At 61.7% G+C, this 14,995-nt stretch carries 14 protein-coding genes; 7 read left to right on the top strand and 7 right to left on the bottom strand.

Features of this window, described 5'->3' with window-relative positions; all coding sequences use genetic code 11:
- Positions 1-34: 34 nt before the first annotated feature.
- A complete protein-coding gene (locus tag JIN81_RS15440; protein WP_200281800.1) occupies positions 35-646 on the bottom strand; it encodes a D-Ala-D-Ala carboxypeptidase family metallohydrolase in 612 nt (203 codons plus the stop codon).
- Between the two features lie 181 nt (positions 647-827).
- On the opposite strand from JIN81_RS15440, the gene JIN81_RS15435 reads away from it, so the two are divergent.
- From JIN81_RS15435 to JIN81_RS15425, 3 genes are read left to right on the top strand one after another with little or no spacing between them, the layout of a single operon-like run.
- Positions 828-2,372 carry a Na+/H+ antiporter NhaC family protein gene (locus JIN81_RS15435; protein ID WP_200281798.1) on the top strand — a complete coding sequence of 515 codons (1,545 nt, stop codon included), beginning with the start codon at positions 828-830 and terminating at the stop codon, positions 2,370-2,372.
- Between the two features lie 54 nt (positions 2,373-2,426).
- Positions 2,427-3,509: an LptF/LptG family permease gene (locus JIN81_RS15430; protein WP_200281796.1), complete on the top strand. Its 1,083-nt coding sequence runs from the start codon at positions 2,427-2,429 to the stop codon at positions 3,507-3,509.
- Positions 3,510-3,520: 11 nt separating this feature from the next.
- Positions 3,521-5,389, top strand: coding sequence for a SulP family inorganic anion transporter (locus tag JIN81_RS15425; protein ID WP_200281794.1), 1,869 nt, complete (start codon positions 3,521-3,523; stop codon positions 5,387-5,389).
- On the opposite strand, the gene ybeY is transcribed toward JIN81_RS15425, so the two are convergent.
- Complete coding sequence (gene ybeY / locus JIN81_RS15420) at positions 5,368-5,835, bottom strand: rRNA maturation RNase YbeY (protein WP_200281791.1); 468 nt, start codon at positions 5,833-5,835, stop codon at positions 5,368-5,370. The two genes, JIN81_RS15425 and ybeY, sit on opposite strands and share 22 nt — an antisense overlap.
- Entirely contained in the window at positions 5,832-7,532 is a 1,701-nt protein-coding gene (locus tag JIN81_RS15415; protein WP_200281777.1) for an HDIG domain-containing metalloprotein, read from the bottom strand. The genes ybeY and JIN81_RS15415 overlap by 4 nt, the downstream gene beginning before the upstream one ends.
- A gap of 208 nt (positions 7,533-7,740) precedes the next feature.
- Between JIN81_RS15415 and JIN81_RS15410 the strand changes: the two genes are divergently transcribed.
- Entirely contained in the window at positions 7,741-9,081 is a 1,341-nt protein-coding gene (locus JIN81_RS15410) for a CCA tRNA nucleotidyltransferase (RefSeq protein WP_200281775.1), read from the top strand.
- 4 nt (positions 9,082-9,085) lie between these two features.
- Here the strand turns inward: JIN81_RS15410 and JIN81_RS15405 are convergent, their stop codons facing one another.
- On the bottom strand, positions 9,086-9,481 hold the full coding sequence (locus JIN81_RS15405; protein ID WP_200281773.1) for a group I truncated hemoglobin: 396 nt from the start codon (positions 9,479-9,481) through the stop codon (positions 9,086-9,088).
- Between the two features lie 116 nt (positions 9,482-9,597).
- Between JIN81_RS15405 and JIN81_RS15400 the strand changes: the two genes are divergently transcribed.
- The 3 genes from JIN81_RS15400 (at position 9,598) to JIN81_RS15390 (ending at position 12,776) form a co-directional block, all read left to right on the top strand.
- Positions 9,598-10,704 carry an Lrp/AsnC family transcriptional regulator gene (locus JIN81_RS15400; RefSeq protein ID WP_200281771.1) on the top strand — a complete coding sequence of 369 codons (1,107 nt, stop codon included), beginning with the start codon at positions 9,598-9,600 and terminating at the stop codon, positions 10,702-10,704.
- Between the two features lie 120 nt (positions 10,705-10,824).
- The gene (locus JIN81_RS15395) at positions 10,825-11,502 is read left to right on the top strand and encodes a response regulator transcription factor (protein ID WP_200281769.1); all 678 of its coding nucleotides are present in this window, start codon (positions 10,825-10,827) and stop codon (positions 11,500-11,502) included.
- 2 nt (positions 11,503-11,504) lie between these two features.
- Entirely contained in the window at positions 11,505-12,776 is a 1,272-nt protein-coding gene (locus JIN81_RS15390) for a sensor histidine kinase (protein WP_200281767.1), read from the top strand.
- 15 nt (positions 12,777-12,791) lie between these two features.
- Here JIN81_RS15390 and JIN81_RS15385 read toward each other — a convergent pair whose 3' ends face one another.
- From JIN81_RS15385 to sucD, 3 genes are all read right to left on the bottom strand, one after another.
- Positions 12,792-13,229 carry a nucleoside deaminase gene (locus JIN81_RS15385; protein ID WP_234045024.1) on the bottom strand — a complete coding sequence of 146 codons (438 nt, stop codon included), beginning with the start codon at positions 13,227-13,229 and terminating at the stop codon, positions 12,792-12,794.
- Positions 13,230-13,326: 97 nt separating this feature from the next.
- The gene (locus JIN81_RS19350) at positions 13,327-13,905 is read right to left on the bottom strand and encodes a DUF1294 domain-containing protein (RefSeq protein ID WP_325100895.1); all 579 of its coding nucleotides are present in this window, start codon (positions 13,903-13,905) and stop codon (positions 13,327-13,329) included.
- 177 nt (positions 13,906-14,082) lie between these two features.
- A complete protein-coding gene (gene sucD, locus JIN81_RS15375) occupies positions 14,083-14,979 on the bottom strand; it encodes a succinate--CoA ligase subunit alpha (RefSeq protein ID WP_200281764.1) in 897 nt (298 codons plus the stop codon).
- Positions 14,980-14,995 lie beyond the last annotated feature (16 nt).

The following is a 14,995-nucleotide window of genomic DNA, read 5'->3' as shown; positions in this document are numbered from 1 at the left end:
CCTCAGACCGTGATGCAGCCCAGCGGAGCGCTCCTTACCAATCCACGTTCTGACCGCGGGTATCGATGTGGGTGAAACTCGAGTAGTGACCCACCCCCCCTTGGAAAAGTCCCCGTGAACGCAGGGATCGGGAGGTCTTCGAAACGGTCCAGCTGCTGACCGGGAATTTCACGTCGACGGCCACATTCGACTGGTGCCACGAACCACGGCGCGCACCGGCACATCGGGCGTTGTAGGAAGGAGAACGGTAGGCGGAGATCACTTCTTTGACGGGCCGTCCGATCTGGGCACCGACCTTGTCGACTGCCTTGAGGGTCGGAACCATGTTCTTCCACAATTGCTTGGGAGGGAGACTGTTCCACACCGATCCACGCCGTTTCGCATGAGCCTCGATCACCTGCCGGGGAGTGACATACTTCAGCCGGAGACCCGCGAGATAATTGGCGTAATCGTTCAGGTTGCGGCCCTGGAGGGCGACCCACTGGGAGGGCAAACCTGAAAGATCCACTGACTCCTGTTTCCCAAAGAAAAAGGCCGAAGCTGGCGAGGTCCCTGCCCAGGTCGCAAGCGCGCCGAGTCCAAGAGTTCCGATCGCGCTGCGGCGTTTGATGATGGGGGCGTTGAGGTCCTTACTCGTGTCGGGCATGGGTCGTGGTTTTTGAGGCAACAAGCATTCGGCGTGCCGCCTGACCCGATAACCCACTGGGGATGCAGGCGATCGGATGCGGTGGAGAAAACCCGGACTCTCCCCATGCGGCAAGAATATTTCCTCGGTTTCGCTAACAGTCATGACCTTGCCAAATACCTCATGTCGGTAAGACTCCCTCATGCGTTCGCTCTGGATCTGGCTGGCCGTCACCGCCCTCAGCATGGCCGTCGCCCAGCTGCCGGCGGGCTCCGGGATCTTCCCGTTTTGGCCGGTAATCGCCGCTCTGGCAGTGATTTTGACCACCCGCAGCGCCGCTGCCGGGCTGGCGGCCGGCGTGATCGGCGGCACCTTGGTCGCTACCGGAGGTCACCCGATTGAAGCTCTCCGCAGCACCTTTGCCGACCATCTGATTCCACAAATCAGCAGTTCCTGGCACATCGGAGCGCTCTTTTTTACCCTTCTCCTCGGGGCCTTCGCCGGAGTCCTCGAGTCATCCGGTGGATTCTCCGCCATCCTCGAAAGGATGCTGCGCGGGAGCAAAAACCCGCAGAAGCGCGTGCTGGGTTCGGTTTATGGGCTCGGCCTGCTGTGCTTCTTCGACGGCCTGGCCAACAGCATGCTCACCGGACGCATCGCCCGCCCCGCCGTCGATCGAACCGGGATTTCCCGCGAGAAGCTCGCATGGGTGGTCGATTCCACCAGCTCACCCGTGGCCTGCGTCGCGTTCATCTCCACCTGGATCGCCACCCAGCTCACCCTCATTCAGGACAGCCTGCCGGATGCCGATGCTTACGGCCTGTATTTCCAGTCCATCCCCGCCAACCCCTACTGCCTGCTCACCCTGCTGCTGATTCCCATCGCCATCCACCTCGACTGGGAACCCAAAGCGATGCGTCGCTTCCAGCCCAAGGACGTGGCGACGAACCAGGAGACCCAGACATCAGGTGCCCCGTGGAGAGTCCTCGTGCCTTTGCTCGTGCTCGCCACCTCCATCGCGGCAGGTTTCCAGATCTGGTCGGAAGCCCCCATCGATTGGACCTCACTGGAGGCTTGGCGCAGTGCCGCAAGCAGCAACGCAGGCCCCACCGCTCTCATTGCAGGAGCTCTCGCCGGACTCATCGCCGCCTGCCTGTGCCATCCCCGGAACTCACCCCGTCCCTGGCAGGATGCCGCCAAGAAAGGCGCCGCCGGTCTCATTCCCGCCCTCATCATCCTCATCCTCGCCTGGTCCTTGGGCAGTGTTTTCCGCACCTTGGGCGCCGCCGAGGCCATCCAGTCACTCCTTGGCGACGGACTCAGCGCATCATCCCTACCTCTGGCAGTATTCGGCGTCGCCGCCCTGACCGCATTCACCACCGGTTCCTCCTGGGGCACCATGGCCCTCTTGATGCCTCTGGCACTCGGCGTGCTCGTCCAGACCGCCGACCCCGGTTCCCTCCTCGTCATTGCTCCCGGCGTGATCGGGGCCGTCTTCGGCGGAGCTGTCTTCGGAGATCACGCCAGCCCCTTTTCCGATACCACCATCGTCAGCGCGCTCGCGGCGGGATGCTCGCCCCTCGACCACGTCCTCTCCCAACTCCCCTATGCCCTGACCGCCGCTGGCGCCGCGGCATTCGCCTACCTGATGATGTCCCTCGGACTCCACCCCGCCGCCTCCACCGGCCTTGCCGCCGTCATCCTCTTCCTAACGGTCCTCCTCCTGCGCCGCCGGAGTCGCGCTTGACCGCATCCTCACTCGACAGCCACAGCGGCACACCACAAGCTTCACCCCTCCTCCATGCGCATCTCCGACCGCTACATCGGCAGCCACATCATCTCAGGGACGTTTTTCGCGATCTTGCTGCTCAGCGTGCTGCTGGTCCTCGGCAACCTCTTCAAGGAGATCCGTCCCCTGCTTGTCGAAGTCGGAGCCCCGATCTCGGTCCTATTCGAGTTCATTCTCAGCGTCCTGCCCGTCTCACTGATCTTCACGATTCCGTGGGGTTTCCTGTCCGCCGTCCTCCTCGTCTTCGGCCGACTGTCCACCGACAATGAACTGAATGCGTTCCGGGTCGCCGGCATGAGCCTTTTCCGCATCGCCGCCCCCGTCATCATCATCGGAGGGGCACTGTCCGCTCTCTGCCTGTGGCTGAATCTCGAGATCGCCCCCTGGGCGAAGCAACGGGTCAACACCGTGGTCACCCGCACCATCATCAAGGACCCCCGGACCTTGCTGAAGGCAGGCGTCGATCAAAGCCGGATCAACAACGTCAAGATCTACTCCCATGGCAGCGAGGGCGACGTGTTCCATGACTTCCACATCTTCGTGATGGATGATGAGGACAAGGGTGACGGAGGTGCCTACATCCATGCCGACACCGCAGAGACCGTCGTCGACGAGGAAAACAAGCAGATCCGCCTGCGCCTCACCGGTGCCTACACCGACGGACCCATTTCGCCGACCGAGGACTTCACCCTGCTGTCCGAGGAACTCGAATGGATGGTCGTCGACTACTCGGATGATGGTCGGAGAAAACCGAAGCCGAGCGCGATGAGCAACGAGGAGATCGACCAGTTCCTTGAGGACAATCCCACGCTGCCGGCGAAGTACCGCGCCCGCTTCATCGCCCATAAGACGAGCCGCTACACCACCTCTTTCGCCTGCCTCGCCTTCGCCATGATCGGTGTGCCGCTCGGGATCAAGGCGAGACGCCGTGACACCTCCACCGGACTGATCTTCAGCCTGGGCGTTGGTGTCGCCTACTTCGTCGCCGGCTCGATGATCACCACCCGCGAGGACACCCAGTGGCTTCTCTGGCTGCCGAATATTCTCTGCATCATCCTCGGCATCTTTCTTTTCCGCCGCGCCCGCTTCCGCTAGACTTTCCCCTGATGAGATTTTCGCCGAAGTCCAACCCCGTCATGAGGGGACTGCGCCGGTTCTTCGGCGAGGACAGCGTCGACTTCAAGGTCCTGGTCGGCCCCATCAAGCGCTACAACAAGGCCAAGTTCCGGGCCGACATGGGTGCCGCACCCAACGTTGCCCTGCTGGCTGTCCCCCAGGGCATGGCCTACGCGGCGATCGCCGAGTTGCCCATCGCCTTCGGCATCATCTGCTCCGCCGTAGCAGCCATCGTCGCTCCCATCTTCGCGGGATCCCGCCACACGATTCTCGGCCCGACCAATGCCACCGCCTTCATGCTCTTCAGCTTCTTCGCCGCCGAGCAGGCCTTGAGGGTGCGGGAGATCGAACTCATCCCGCTCCTGGTTCTTCTGGTCGGTGTCTTCTGCCTGATTGGAGGACTCCTGAAGGTGGCGGACCTGCTGCAGTATGTCTCCCGCTCCGTCCTCGTCGGCTACGTGAGCGGCGCCGCGGTCCTCATCATGGCCAACCAGTGCAAACACATCTTCGGGGTATCCGCCGAAGTGAATGCGCAAACGCCGAGCAACTTCATCACCCTGGTCATCGCCCTCTTCTCATCGCTAGGGGCCACCCAGTGGCAGCCCCTCGTGATCGGCGGATCGACGGTTGCTCTCTACTATCTCCTTCGTAAATGGAAGCCGGGGTGGCCGGTGTTCGCCATTTCCCTTGTCACCAGCTCGGCGATCTTCGGCCCCATGATCCACCGCCAGGGACTCTTCCACGGGCTCGACACCTTCACCACCTTCAAGCTCGCCGAACTTGTTCCCCACGTCCCGGATTTCACCAGCAGCCAGATCTTCTCCGACATCGGGGCCTTGATCGGCGTCGCCTTCGCCGTCGCCTTCCTCGCCTGCCTGGAAAACTCGGTCATGGCGAAATCCCTCGCCTCGCAGTCCGGAGACCGGGCCGAGGTCAACCAGGACATGTTCGCCGTCGGTGCCGCCAACGTCGCATGCGCCTTCACCGGGGGCATGCCCGCATCCGGTTCGCTCACGCGATCGATGCTCAACTACAACTCGGGGGCATTCACCAGATTCTCGTCGCTCTACGCCGGCATCATCATCCTCATTGCCGCCCTCCTGATCGCCTGGCTGCCAGCGGTCGGTCTACCCCTCATCGACTTCGTCCCCAAGGCCGCCCTCGCCGCCCTCGTGGTCGCCATCGCGCTGAGCCTCATCAGCCCGCAGAACATCCGCGTGTGCCTGCGCTCCACGCCCGACGATGCCGCCGTCGTCATCTGCACCTTCGCCGCCACCCTCATCGCCCCCCTTCACGTCGCCATCTTCATCGGCGTCGGGATCTCCATCACCCTGTTCCTGCGGAAGGCCAGTCGCCCCCATCTTGTCGAATACGAGTTCAGCGACCGCGGCGAACTCCGTGAGATCGGCGAGAAACGCAAGCGCCCGAATCCCGCGATCTCCATCGTTCACGTCGAGGGCGACCTCTTCTTCGGTGCCGCCGAGCTTTTCCGCAACCAGGTGCAGCGCACCGCCGCCGACCCGTCGCTCAAGATCCTCATCCTCCGCTTGAAGAACGCACGTCACCTTGACGCCACCTCGGTGCTCGCACTTGAGGAACTCATCAAGTTCATGCGCAACGACGGCCGCCACGTGCTCATCTCCGGGGCCCCGCGCGACGTCTACCGGGTCCTCAAGAACTCGGGCACCCTCTCGCTCATCCAGGCCGATGCCGACCGCGAGGCAGGAGAAAGCAACATCTTCCTCAATCGCCCGAGCAACCCGAACATTTCGACGCGAGACGCACTCAAGCGGGCCCAACAGCTACTCGGCGGACAGCAGGCCGACATCCGGATCTTCTACGATCCGAACAAATCCTGACCTCCGGTCCAGCATCTGGCCACCACCGCTTCCTGCGCTTTCTCCATCACCGCCCGGTCTTCCGCCAGCTCATCCTCGTGACCTGCCAGATGAAGGAGTCCGTGGACCAGATACCGGAAGGCCTCGCGGGCCTCCGGTTCACCGAACTCCGCCGCCTGCCGCTGCACCACCTCGATGCCGATCACGATCTCTCCGTGCTCGAACGTGATGACATCGGTCGCCCCGGGAACGCCCATGAAATCCTCATGGACCCGGGCACTTGCTTCGTCATCCACGAATTCCACATCCACCTCCTCAAGTGAAGTAAGTGGCGCACCCGCCACCTTCACGTGCTCGGCCAGCACTTGGGCAGCCGCCTCATGACCGCAGCGTTCCAGGTCCAACAACAGCCGTTCCCCCACCCGGACCTTGTCCTGGTGATTCCCGACATTCACCTGAACGCTCATGATTCCGCTTTGGCGACCGGAGCCACCTTCTTCGCCTTCGTCACCTCATGGGGCGGAGGAAGCTGCTGGGTCTTGTTGGACTTCTTCCGCTTCTCGCGTCGCTCCGCATCCGAGCCCCGACCGGCATCGGACTTGGCGCCCTTCTCATCCTTCGGGTAGTCGATGCGGCTGTGCAGCATGCTGCGCAGTGTCTTGCAGAACTGGCTCTTCACCACAGCCAGATCCTTCATCGTGAGCTCGCAGTCATCCAACTGCCCGTCACAGATCCGCTTTTCCACGAGATCCTCGACCAAGGCCCGGATCTTCGCCGGGGTCGGCTTCTTCAACGTACGGGACGCACTCTCAATCGCATCCGCCAGACTGATGATGCCACTCTCCCGGCTGCGCGGACGCGGCCCGGGATAACGGAAATTCTTCTGATCGATCTTCGGCAGGTCCTCCGGATTCTCGAGCTTCTTCTCGACCTTCTCGATCTCGTCACGCTTCTGCTCCTGGGCCTTGCGGTAAAAATAGCTGACCAGCGAGTCGCCATGGTGCTCACGGATGACGTTGATCACCCGCGGATTCAGACGGTGCTTCAGCGCGAGGTCCACGCCGTCCTTCACGTGAGCCACGATGATCAGAGCACTCATCGTGGGTGTCAGCGAGTCATGTGGGTTCTCCACACCGTCGCCCTGGTTCTCGATGAAATACTCCGGCTTGCTCAGCTTCCCCACATCGTGGAAATACGCGCACACACGGCACAGCGCGGCATTCGCCCCGACCGCCTCAGCGGCCGACTCGGACAAGGAAGCCACGACCAGACTGTGGTGGAAGGTGCCAGGAGCCTCCAGCTGCATCCGCTTCAGCAAGCGGTGGTTCAAATCACTGAGCTCCAGCCAACTGATGTCGGTCGTCAGCTGGAACATACCCTCGAGCACGGGAAGGAAGCCACTTACGAGAAGCGCCGTACCAATCCCCATCCCAAGGGCCGCCGCAGCAGCCTGACCGATCATCCGCCAGTCATCCATCGTGCCCGCACCGAGATTCACCACCCCGAACAGGGCGGAGAGCATGAAAGCCATCAGGCCCGAGTAAAACCCCGCGCGCAACAACTGGACCCGCCGCCGGGTCCTCCGCAGCGTCAGCGCTGCCACCAGGCCCGACAACAGACTGACCGCCATGAAGAGCGTCTTGCCGTCATCCTGGACCAGCAGCGTGCCCAGCAGCGACACATAGACTGCCGAAAAGACACCTGCCGGGCCACCGAGCAGTACCGCATGGAGCATCGGCGCCAGCACAAAGGGGGTGAGCAGGAATCCGACTTCCTCGGGCAGATGGTTCGATGCCTCGACCCAGTGCATTCCCCGGATCAGCGCGAGCTGGGCAAGGATCCCGCCGAGCAGAAGAACGACACGTCCGTTCCGCTCGGTGATCTTCGTATGATTCAGCTCGATGACCGTCACTGCGCTGACGGCGAGGCAGAAGGCAAACAACGAACCGCTCAAGGGCACCGCGCCCTCTTCCCCCACCGCGAGGGCCCGCATCACGATGACCGCCGCGGAAACACAGAATGTGAGATACAGCGAGAACCTGACCCAGATCGAGCGGTCCAGTGAACCAGACACCGATGCCTCGTTCTGGACCCGACGTTTTTTACCCGACGACAGGCCCTTTTTGGCCAGCTGCCATCGTTTGAATGCATCAATCAATCCCACGGAAGAAGCGAACGGGTGTAGTTAGATTTGCGCCGGGCCGACATCGGCATCCGGAGACGCCGGAGGGGCGTGTCCCGCACGCCCCTCACCCCCGCCTGACTACCCGAACCCACCCTCCTTGGCAATCGACAAAACCGACAGGTGCGACATTGTGACACGCCTCGAATTTCCAACCCTTTGTGCATCAGGATTCGACTCGTGAGGCTCCATGTCCAAATCTTCGCCCGTGACCCCGCGATCCGCTGCCAATGACCTCGCCCGCCGCCTTCGCGACTCAGGGTTCATCGCCTATCTGGCCGGCGGGTGCGTGCGCGATGCCCTGCTCGGCCGCGAACCCAAGGATTTCGACCTCGCCACCTCCGCCACCCCCGCGGAAGTCTTGAAGCTTTTCCCTGGTTCGAACGAGGTGGGTGCCCACTTCGGGGTGGTGATCGTCAAACACGGTGGGCATCCCACTGAAGTCGCCACCTTCCGGACCGATGGCTCGTATCACGACGGACGCCACCCCGACTCAGTGACCTTCTCCACACCGGAGGACGACGCCCAGCGCCGCGACTTCACCGTCAACGGCTTGTTTCTCGATCCCGCCAGCGACGAAGTGATCGATTTCGTCGGCGGTCGGAGCGACCTCGAAGCGCGCACCCTGCGTGCCATTGGCGTGCCCGCCCAGCGGTTCGAGGAGGATGCCCTGCGGCTCATGCGGGCAGTGCGATTCGCCACCTCGCTCGACTTCCAGATCGAAACCGCCACCTGGGAGGCCGTTCAAACGCTGGCTCCGACCTTGTCCAAGGTCTCACCCGAACGCATCCGTGACGAATTCTCCAGGATCCTCGTGTCGCCTCAGCGGGCCCGTGGACTCGACCTGCTCGTCGACTCCGGGTTGATCGCTGAGTTCATGCCCGAGGTGCTGGCCACCATCGGCTGCGAGCAGCCACCCCAGTGGCACCCGGAGGGCGACGTCTACACACACACCCGCATCATGCTCGACATGCTGGGCGAGCACGCACCGCTCGAACTCTGCCTCGCAGTGCTCCTGCATGACATCGCGAAGCCCCCGACCCAAACCGTCGATGAGGCCGACGGGCGCATCCGCTTCAATGGCCACGATGCCTTGGGCGCCGAGATGGCCGCCGACATCCTCCGTCGCCTCCGCTACCCGAACCAAGTCATCGAGGATGTGTCCTTCATGGTTTCACGGCACATGCAGTTCATGAATGTCCAGCAGATGCGCACGGCCAAACTGAAGCGCTTCATGTCATCCTCGACCTTCGAGCGGGAAATGGAGCTTCACCGCGTCGACTGTGCATCGTCCAACGGTTTCACCGACAACTATGATTTCCTCCAACAGAAGGAGGAAGAATTCGCCAACCAGCCGCTGATTCCCGAGCCGCTGGTCACCGGACGCGACCTGATCAACCTCGGCATGACTCCCGGCCCGGCCTTCAAGGAGATCCTACAGGATGCGCAGACCGAGCAGCTCGAAGGCCGCCTGGCCACCCGGGAAGACGCGCTCGCCTGGTTGAAACAACGGCTGGAGTCCCAAACCTGAGGCCTCAACCGCTCTCCGCGACGTCGTCGGTGATCCGATCGGCCTCGATCGCGATGCGGCTGTAGATCCGGTTCACCTCCTGATCGTCGAGATCCAGATCCGCCCGCTCCGCTTCGAGGGTCGCCAGCAGGTGTTCGATGAAGCACTGGATGTGCTCCTTGTGGATTCCTCTCCCGGCATGGACCTGCCGCAGCGAGCGACCGGTGTAGAACAACGGGCCACCCAGTGCCTCGCTGAAGAACTCCTTCTGCATCGTTTTCAGATGCTCCATTGGCACATGCTGGAAAAACCGCCCGAGTTTCGGATCCGCGATCACCCTGTCATAGAATTTCCCCACAAGACGCTCGACCCCTTCCTCACCTCCAATTCGCTCGAAAACCGATGGTTTATTCTCTGCCATGGTTGGATTCAAGCAACAGACGTGGAGCGGGACAAGGCAAGCCTTGCGCTTCTCCATGCAGGATTTCGCGCAATTTCCGCGTGGCCGGACCCCATCGAAGCGCCTAGTTTCTCCGCATGCCAACGGTCCCAGTCGATCACACCGACCCCATCAACACCAAGATCCTCTCCATTTCCGAAGACCTCGTCGCCGGATTCGAGGAAAAGCCATTCCACATCATTGCCGAACAGAGCGGTGTGGAACTCGATGTCGTCATCGAACGCATCCGCGCCATGGTGGAAGCCGGCGTGATCCGGCGTGTCCGCCAGACGATGCTCGCCACCAAGCTGGCCCACGGAGCGCTCGTCGCGTGGCGCCTCCCGGAAGACAAACTCAACGACGCCTTCGACTTCATGGCCAAAGAGGATCCATTCTCCGGCCACGTGGTCATCCGATCGACCGACAGTGAGGTATCCGGTTCGGGCTACCGTCTCTGGACGACACTCAAGGTGCCGGTCGGCGAGTCCCTCGATGAGCATGCCACCGTCTTGAAACGCCTTGTCGGGGCCGACGAATACCTGCTGATGCCTGCCAACGGCGTCTTTGCGCTCGGGGTCGGCCACGTGCGCCGCAAGAACATGCCGCCCGGCAGCAAGTCGGATGACCCCGCCGTCATGATGACCACCGTCCCCGCCGAACTCACCGACGAAGAATGGGAGATCCTCCTCGTTCTCAAAGAGGAACTCAGCCCCGAGGAAATCTGTGAGAACCCGTGGGATGGACGAGCCAAGCAGGCCGGAGTCTCCCTCGAGCGATTCTGCGAAGTCGCGCGTTCCCTCAACGAGAAGAAAGTCATCGGTCGGTTCTCCACCTTCCTCGAACACGTGAAACCCTCCGCCAGCGGGAAGCGCGTGACGCGGTTCAACGGCCTGTTCCATTGGGCCGTGCCGAAGGGACGCGAAGTCGAAGCCGGCGCGGAAGTCGGCCGCCACTACTGCATGACCCACTGCTACTGGCGTGAAGGTGGCCCCCAGTTCGGCGACGTCAATATCATGGGCGTGGTCCACGGCACCGAGAAAGACAAGGTGCTCGAGCACAAGGCGGCGATCGACAAGCACCTCGAGTCCAAGGGGATTCCCGTCTCCTACACCAATGTCTTCTGGGGCGGGCGCTCGGAAATCAAACCATCCGAGATCTCGCCGAAAATCTACCACGAGTGGCACGCCAAGCACCGGGAGGCCTGAGCTCCTCCTGGCCATCTCCGCAGAATCGTTGCAAATCCGGCCTTCCCCGGCCATTGCGACGATTCTGTCACCTGCGTGCTTTTGTGAATGTGACCATTCCGCTCTAATCGGTTCCCCGAAATGCAGCGAATTCTGGTCATCGAAGACGAAAGGGACATTGCGGACCTGATTACCTTCAATCTTCAACGGGCGGGCTACGAAGTCCAAAAGGCCCACGACGGGATCACCGGCGCCGACCTGGCGATCCACGAGGTTCCCGACCTCGTGATCCTCGACCTGATGCTGCCGGGCAAGGACGGCTACGCGGTGTTCAAGGACCTCAAACGGGATGCCCGCAGTCGGAACATCCCCGTTATCATGCTCACCGCGCGAGCCCAGACCGAGGACCGGATCCAAGGCCTTGAAGCAGGCGCGGACGATTACCTCACCAAGCCCTTTTCGCCGAAGGAATTGCTCCTGCGTGTGCAGGCGGTGCTCAAGCGGGTCGATTCCAGTCCCGGTGCCGTCACGGTCGAATACGGCCCCTTCAAGTTCGATAAGAACGATCTCAAGTTCTACCTCCACGGCGAACCGACCGACCTCACCTCCACGGAGTTCAAGCTGCTGCTCTTCCTCACCGAGCGGGCCGGCAAACCACAGGATCGGAACGACCTCCTGCGTTCCGTCTGGGGATACAGCGATGATGTCCACAGCCGCACGCTCGACACCCACATGAAGCGCCTGCGCCAGAAACTCGGCGACCAGTCGGGCATGGTTGAAACCGTCCGCGGCATTGGCTATCGTGTCGCGACACTCTGAGAATGCCGAACTTCCTCACCTATCTGGAGCTTGCCGTCGCACTCGCCGCTCTCGCCGCCCTGGCCATCCTCGCCCTTCGTCTTCGTCGTGCCCGACATGACTTCCAGCAGGAAGTCGCCGCTTGGAAAGTCCGCCTCGACCTGGATCTCAAGCACGCCCGACAAGAACGTGACCACCTTCTCGATGCACTCGCCGAAAGTTTCCTGCTCATCGATGCCGAGTCGCGAATCATCTTCGCCAACAAATCGGCCATCGGGATGTTTCCCGGCCGTGAACTGCTCGACCGGCGGGTCCAGGAAGTCTTCCTCAACCCGAAACTCTCGAAACCCCTCCTCGAGTGCCTGCGCACCCGGGAACCCATCGTCACCCGCGTCGTCCTCCCCCACGCCACCAAATCATCCACCGAACATGATGCAAGTAGCAGCGTCGTTCTGGTCATCGATGCCTCTCCCGTTTCCGACACCCCTGACGACGCTCCCATCATCCGGGTCGTCATCCGCGACGTGACTTCCGAACACCACACGGAGCAGATTCGAAAGGATTTCGTGGCCAATGCCTCCCACGAACTCCGGACGCCGCTCACCATCATCAATGGCTACCTTTCCAATCTGATCGACGACGACCTGGTCGATGACCCCGAGATGACCCGGCGTTTTCTCAAGATCATGCGCAAGCACAGCGAGCGTATCGCACGGATCGTCGAGGACATGCTCGTGATCTCGCGACTGGAATCCGGCGAGGCTTCCGCCCTCAACATGAAGCCCTTCCGCATGCGGTCCTGCATTCAAGACGTGTTGGAGCGCCTTGAGTCCATGATCCGAAACCAGAAGGCGACCATCACCGTCGAGATGCCCGACGAGGAACTCACCCTGAACGGGGACCGCTTCTACTGGACCCAGGTCCTCTTCAATCTCGTTGAAAACGCGCTCAAACAGAATCCACGCGCCGGTCTCAACATCGAGGTTGGGTGCATTGAGGAGAAGGGTGAGATCTGCCTCTGGGTCGCGGACGACGGAGTCGGCATCCCAAGCGCCGACCTCACCCACATCTTCCGCCGATTCTACCGGGTCGCCAAACACCACTCACAGGAGGAAATCAAGGGCACCGGGTTGGGGCTCTCGATCGTGAAGCGTGCCGTGGAGGCCCACCGCGGCTCCATCACCGTCAGTTCGGTCCCGGGCGATGATACCCGATTCACCATGCGGATCCCACAGACACACGGGACCCCGGACACTCCCGAAACCAGCGTGAGCGCGTCGTCGCCCGATTCCTGATCGGCCGGCAACGCCCTACTTGCCGATGTCCTCGTTCCACAACATCGGCTGCTCCCGAATGAAGCGCGAAAGCATCCCCACACAGGTCGCATCGCGCTGAATCTCGACCTCCACACCACGGCTCCTGAGCCACTCCTCCTCACCGGTGAAGTTTCGGTTCTCCCCGATCACCACTTTCGGGATGCCATACAGAACCACGGCTCCACTGCACATCGCACAGGGCGACAAGGTCGTGTAGAGCACGCATTCCCGATAGACTGCAGCAGGCCGACGACCGGTATTCTCCAGGGCATCCATCTCGCCGTGGAGGATCACACTCCCCCGCTGGACACGACGGTTGCGACCGCGGCCGATGATCTCACCGCTGTGGACGAGCACGCTGCCAATCGGAATCCCGCCCTGGGCCTGGCTTGTCCGGGCCTCCTCGATCGCAGCCTCCATGAATTCGTCCATTCGGACATTCAGCCACAAGTGTCTGACAAATGCCACATCAATGGCCGACCTGCTTCCAATACCCGCCCCGGGCTTTCCAACCCACCCCGACAACCGGTCAGAATCCACCCAGTGAATGCAGCCCGTTGTAGAGCAATCCACCGAAGATCAGGTCGAGTGCGAACAACTGGTACACCAGCACAATCGCCCAGAAGATCATCTGATAGGACTTCTTCGACACCTTGTGGCGAAGAAGCCGCTGCCCGAGAAATGAACCGGGCCAGCCCCCCATCAACTCGAACAAGTGCAGGGTGGCTTCGGGAATCCGCGAGCGTTCCGAAATGGCGAAACGCTTGTCGAACCACAGATGCATGCAGGTCGCCAGCGAGGTGAATGTACAGAAATAGATGATCCACCAGAGATCCAACAGGCCCTCGAACGCAGGAAGCGACAAGATCGGAAGAGCCAGAAGAAGCAACAACTCCAACAGATGCCGCGGTTTCAGGTCACTATCCGACGCATGGAGCACGATCTCCTCCGCACAGGGACGCCCGGCCGAGTCCTGACCATCAACGAAAGTCACCCAGTCACCGACTTCCGGCCAGCGGGCCCGATCCGCGAAATTGCTGATGTGGAGGAAGATGCGGTCCTTCCCAGCTTCCCCGAACCCGAACGGGCTCTTCGGCTTCCACTCCACAATCAACGCTCTGCGGACCTCATCTCCCATAAGTCACAAGAACCCTACGGCTCATCATCCCCGATTCAAGCGGCATACCCTCGGTTTGTGCCATTTCCCGGCTCCGACCCATGGATAAAACAAAGCAGGGTGTCCACGCTTGGACACCCTGCTCAAAAGTCTGCATTGCCGGGTCGTTTACTTGCCCCACTTCTCGAGCAAGGCCTTGGCCATGTCACTCGGCGTTTCAGCCACTGCAATCCCACATTCGGCAAGAATGCGCTTCTTGGCTTCCGCGGTGTCGTCTTCTCCACCGACGATGGCACCGGCGTGTCCCATCCGACGTCCCGGAGGCGCTGTGGCACCCGCGATGAATCCCGCGATCGGCTTCTTGCAGTGCTCCTTCGCCCAGCGAGCGGCTTCCGCTTCCGCATCACCGCCGATCTCACCGATCATGATGATGGCTTCCGTTTCCGGATCGTCGTTGAACATCTTCAGCACATCGATGTGGCTCGTACCGTTGATCGGGTCACCGCCGATGCCGACACAGGTGCTCTGGCCGTATCCAAGCTCGGTCAGTTGGAACACCGCCTCGTAGGTCAGCGTCCCGGAACGGGAAACCACGCCCACGTTGCCGCGCTTGTGGATGTAGCCCGGAGCGATGCCGATCCGGCACCCGCCGTGGCTCTTGTCGCCGTGACCCGGAGTCACCACACCAGGGCAGTTCGGACCGATGAGACGGCTGCTGGAGCCCTTCATCGCTTCCTTCACCCGCATCATGTCCATCACGGGAATGCCTTCGGTAATGGCAACCACCAACTCGACCCCGGCATCCACCGCTTCGAGAATGGCATCAGCCGCGAACGGCGGTGGCACGAAAATGGCGGAAGCGGTCGCGCCGGTCTCGGACACGGCCTGCGACACGGTGTCGAAAATCGGCACCTGGTCTTCGAACTTCTGTCCTCCCTTGCCGGGAGTCACCCCTGCCACGACCTGCGTGCCGTATTCGAGGGAAAGCGATGCGTGGCGTCCGCCGAAGCTGCCGGTGATGCCCTGGATCAGGACCTTGGTGTTTTCATCAATGAGAATGGCCATCGTCTTGTAAGCTTGT

Source organism: Haloferula rosea, assembly GCF_016595525.1.
Classification (GTDB): domain Bacteria; phylum Verrucomicrobiota; class Verrucomicrobiia; order Verrucomicrobiales; family Akkermansiaceae; genus Haloferula; species Haloferula rosea.
The sequence above is the reverse complement of the archived record's forward strand: the minus strand, read 5'-3'. Positions and strand labels throughout refer to the sequence as shown.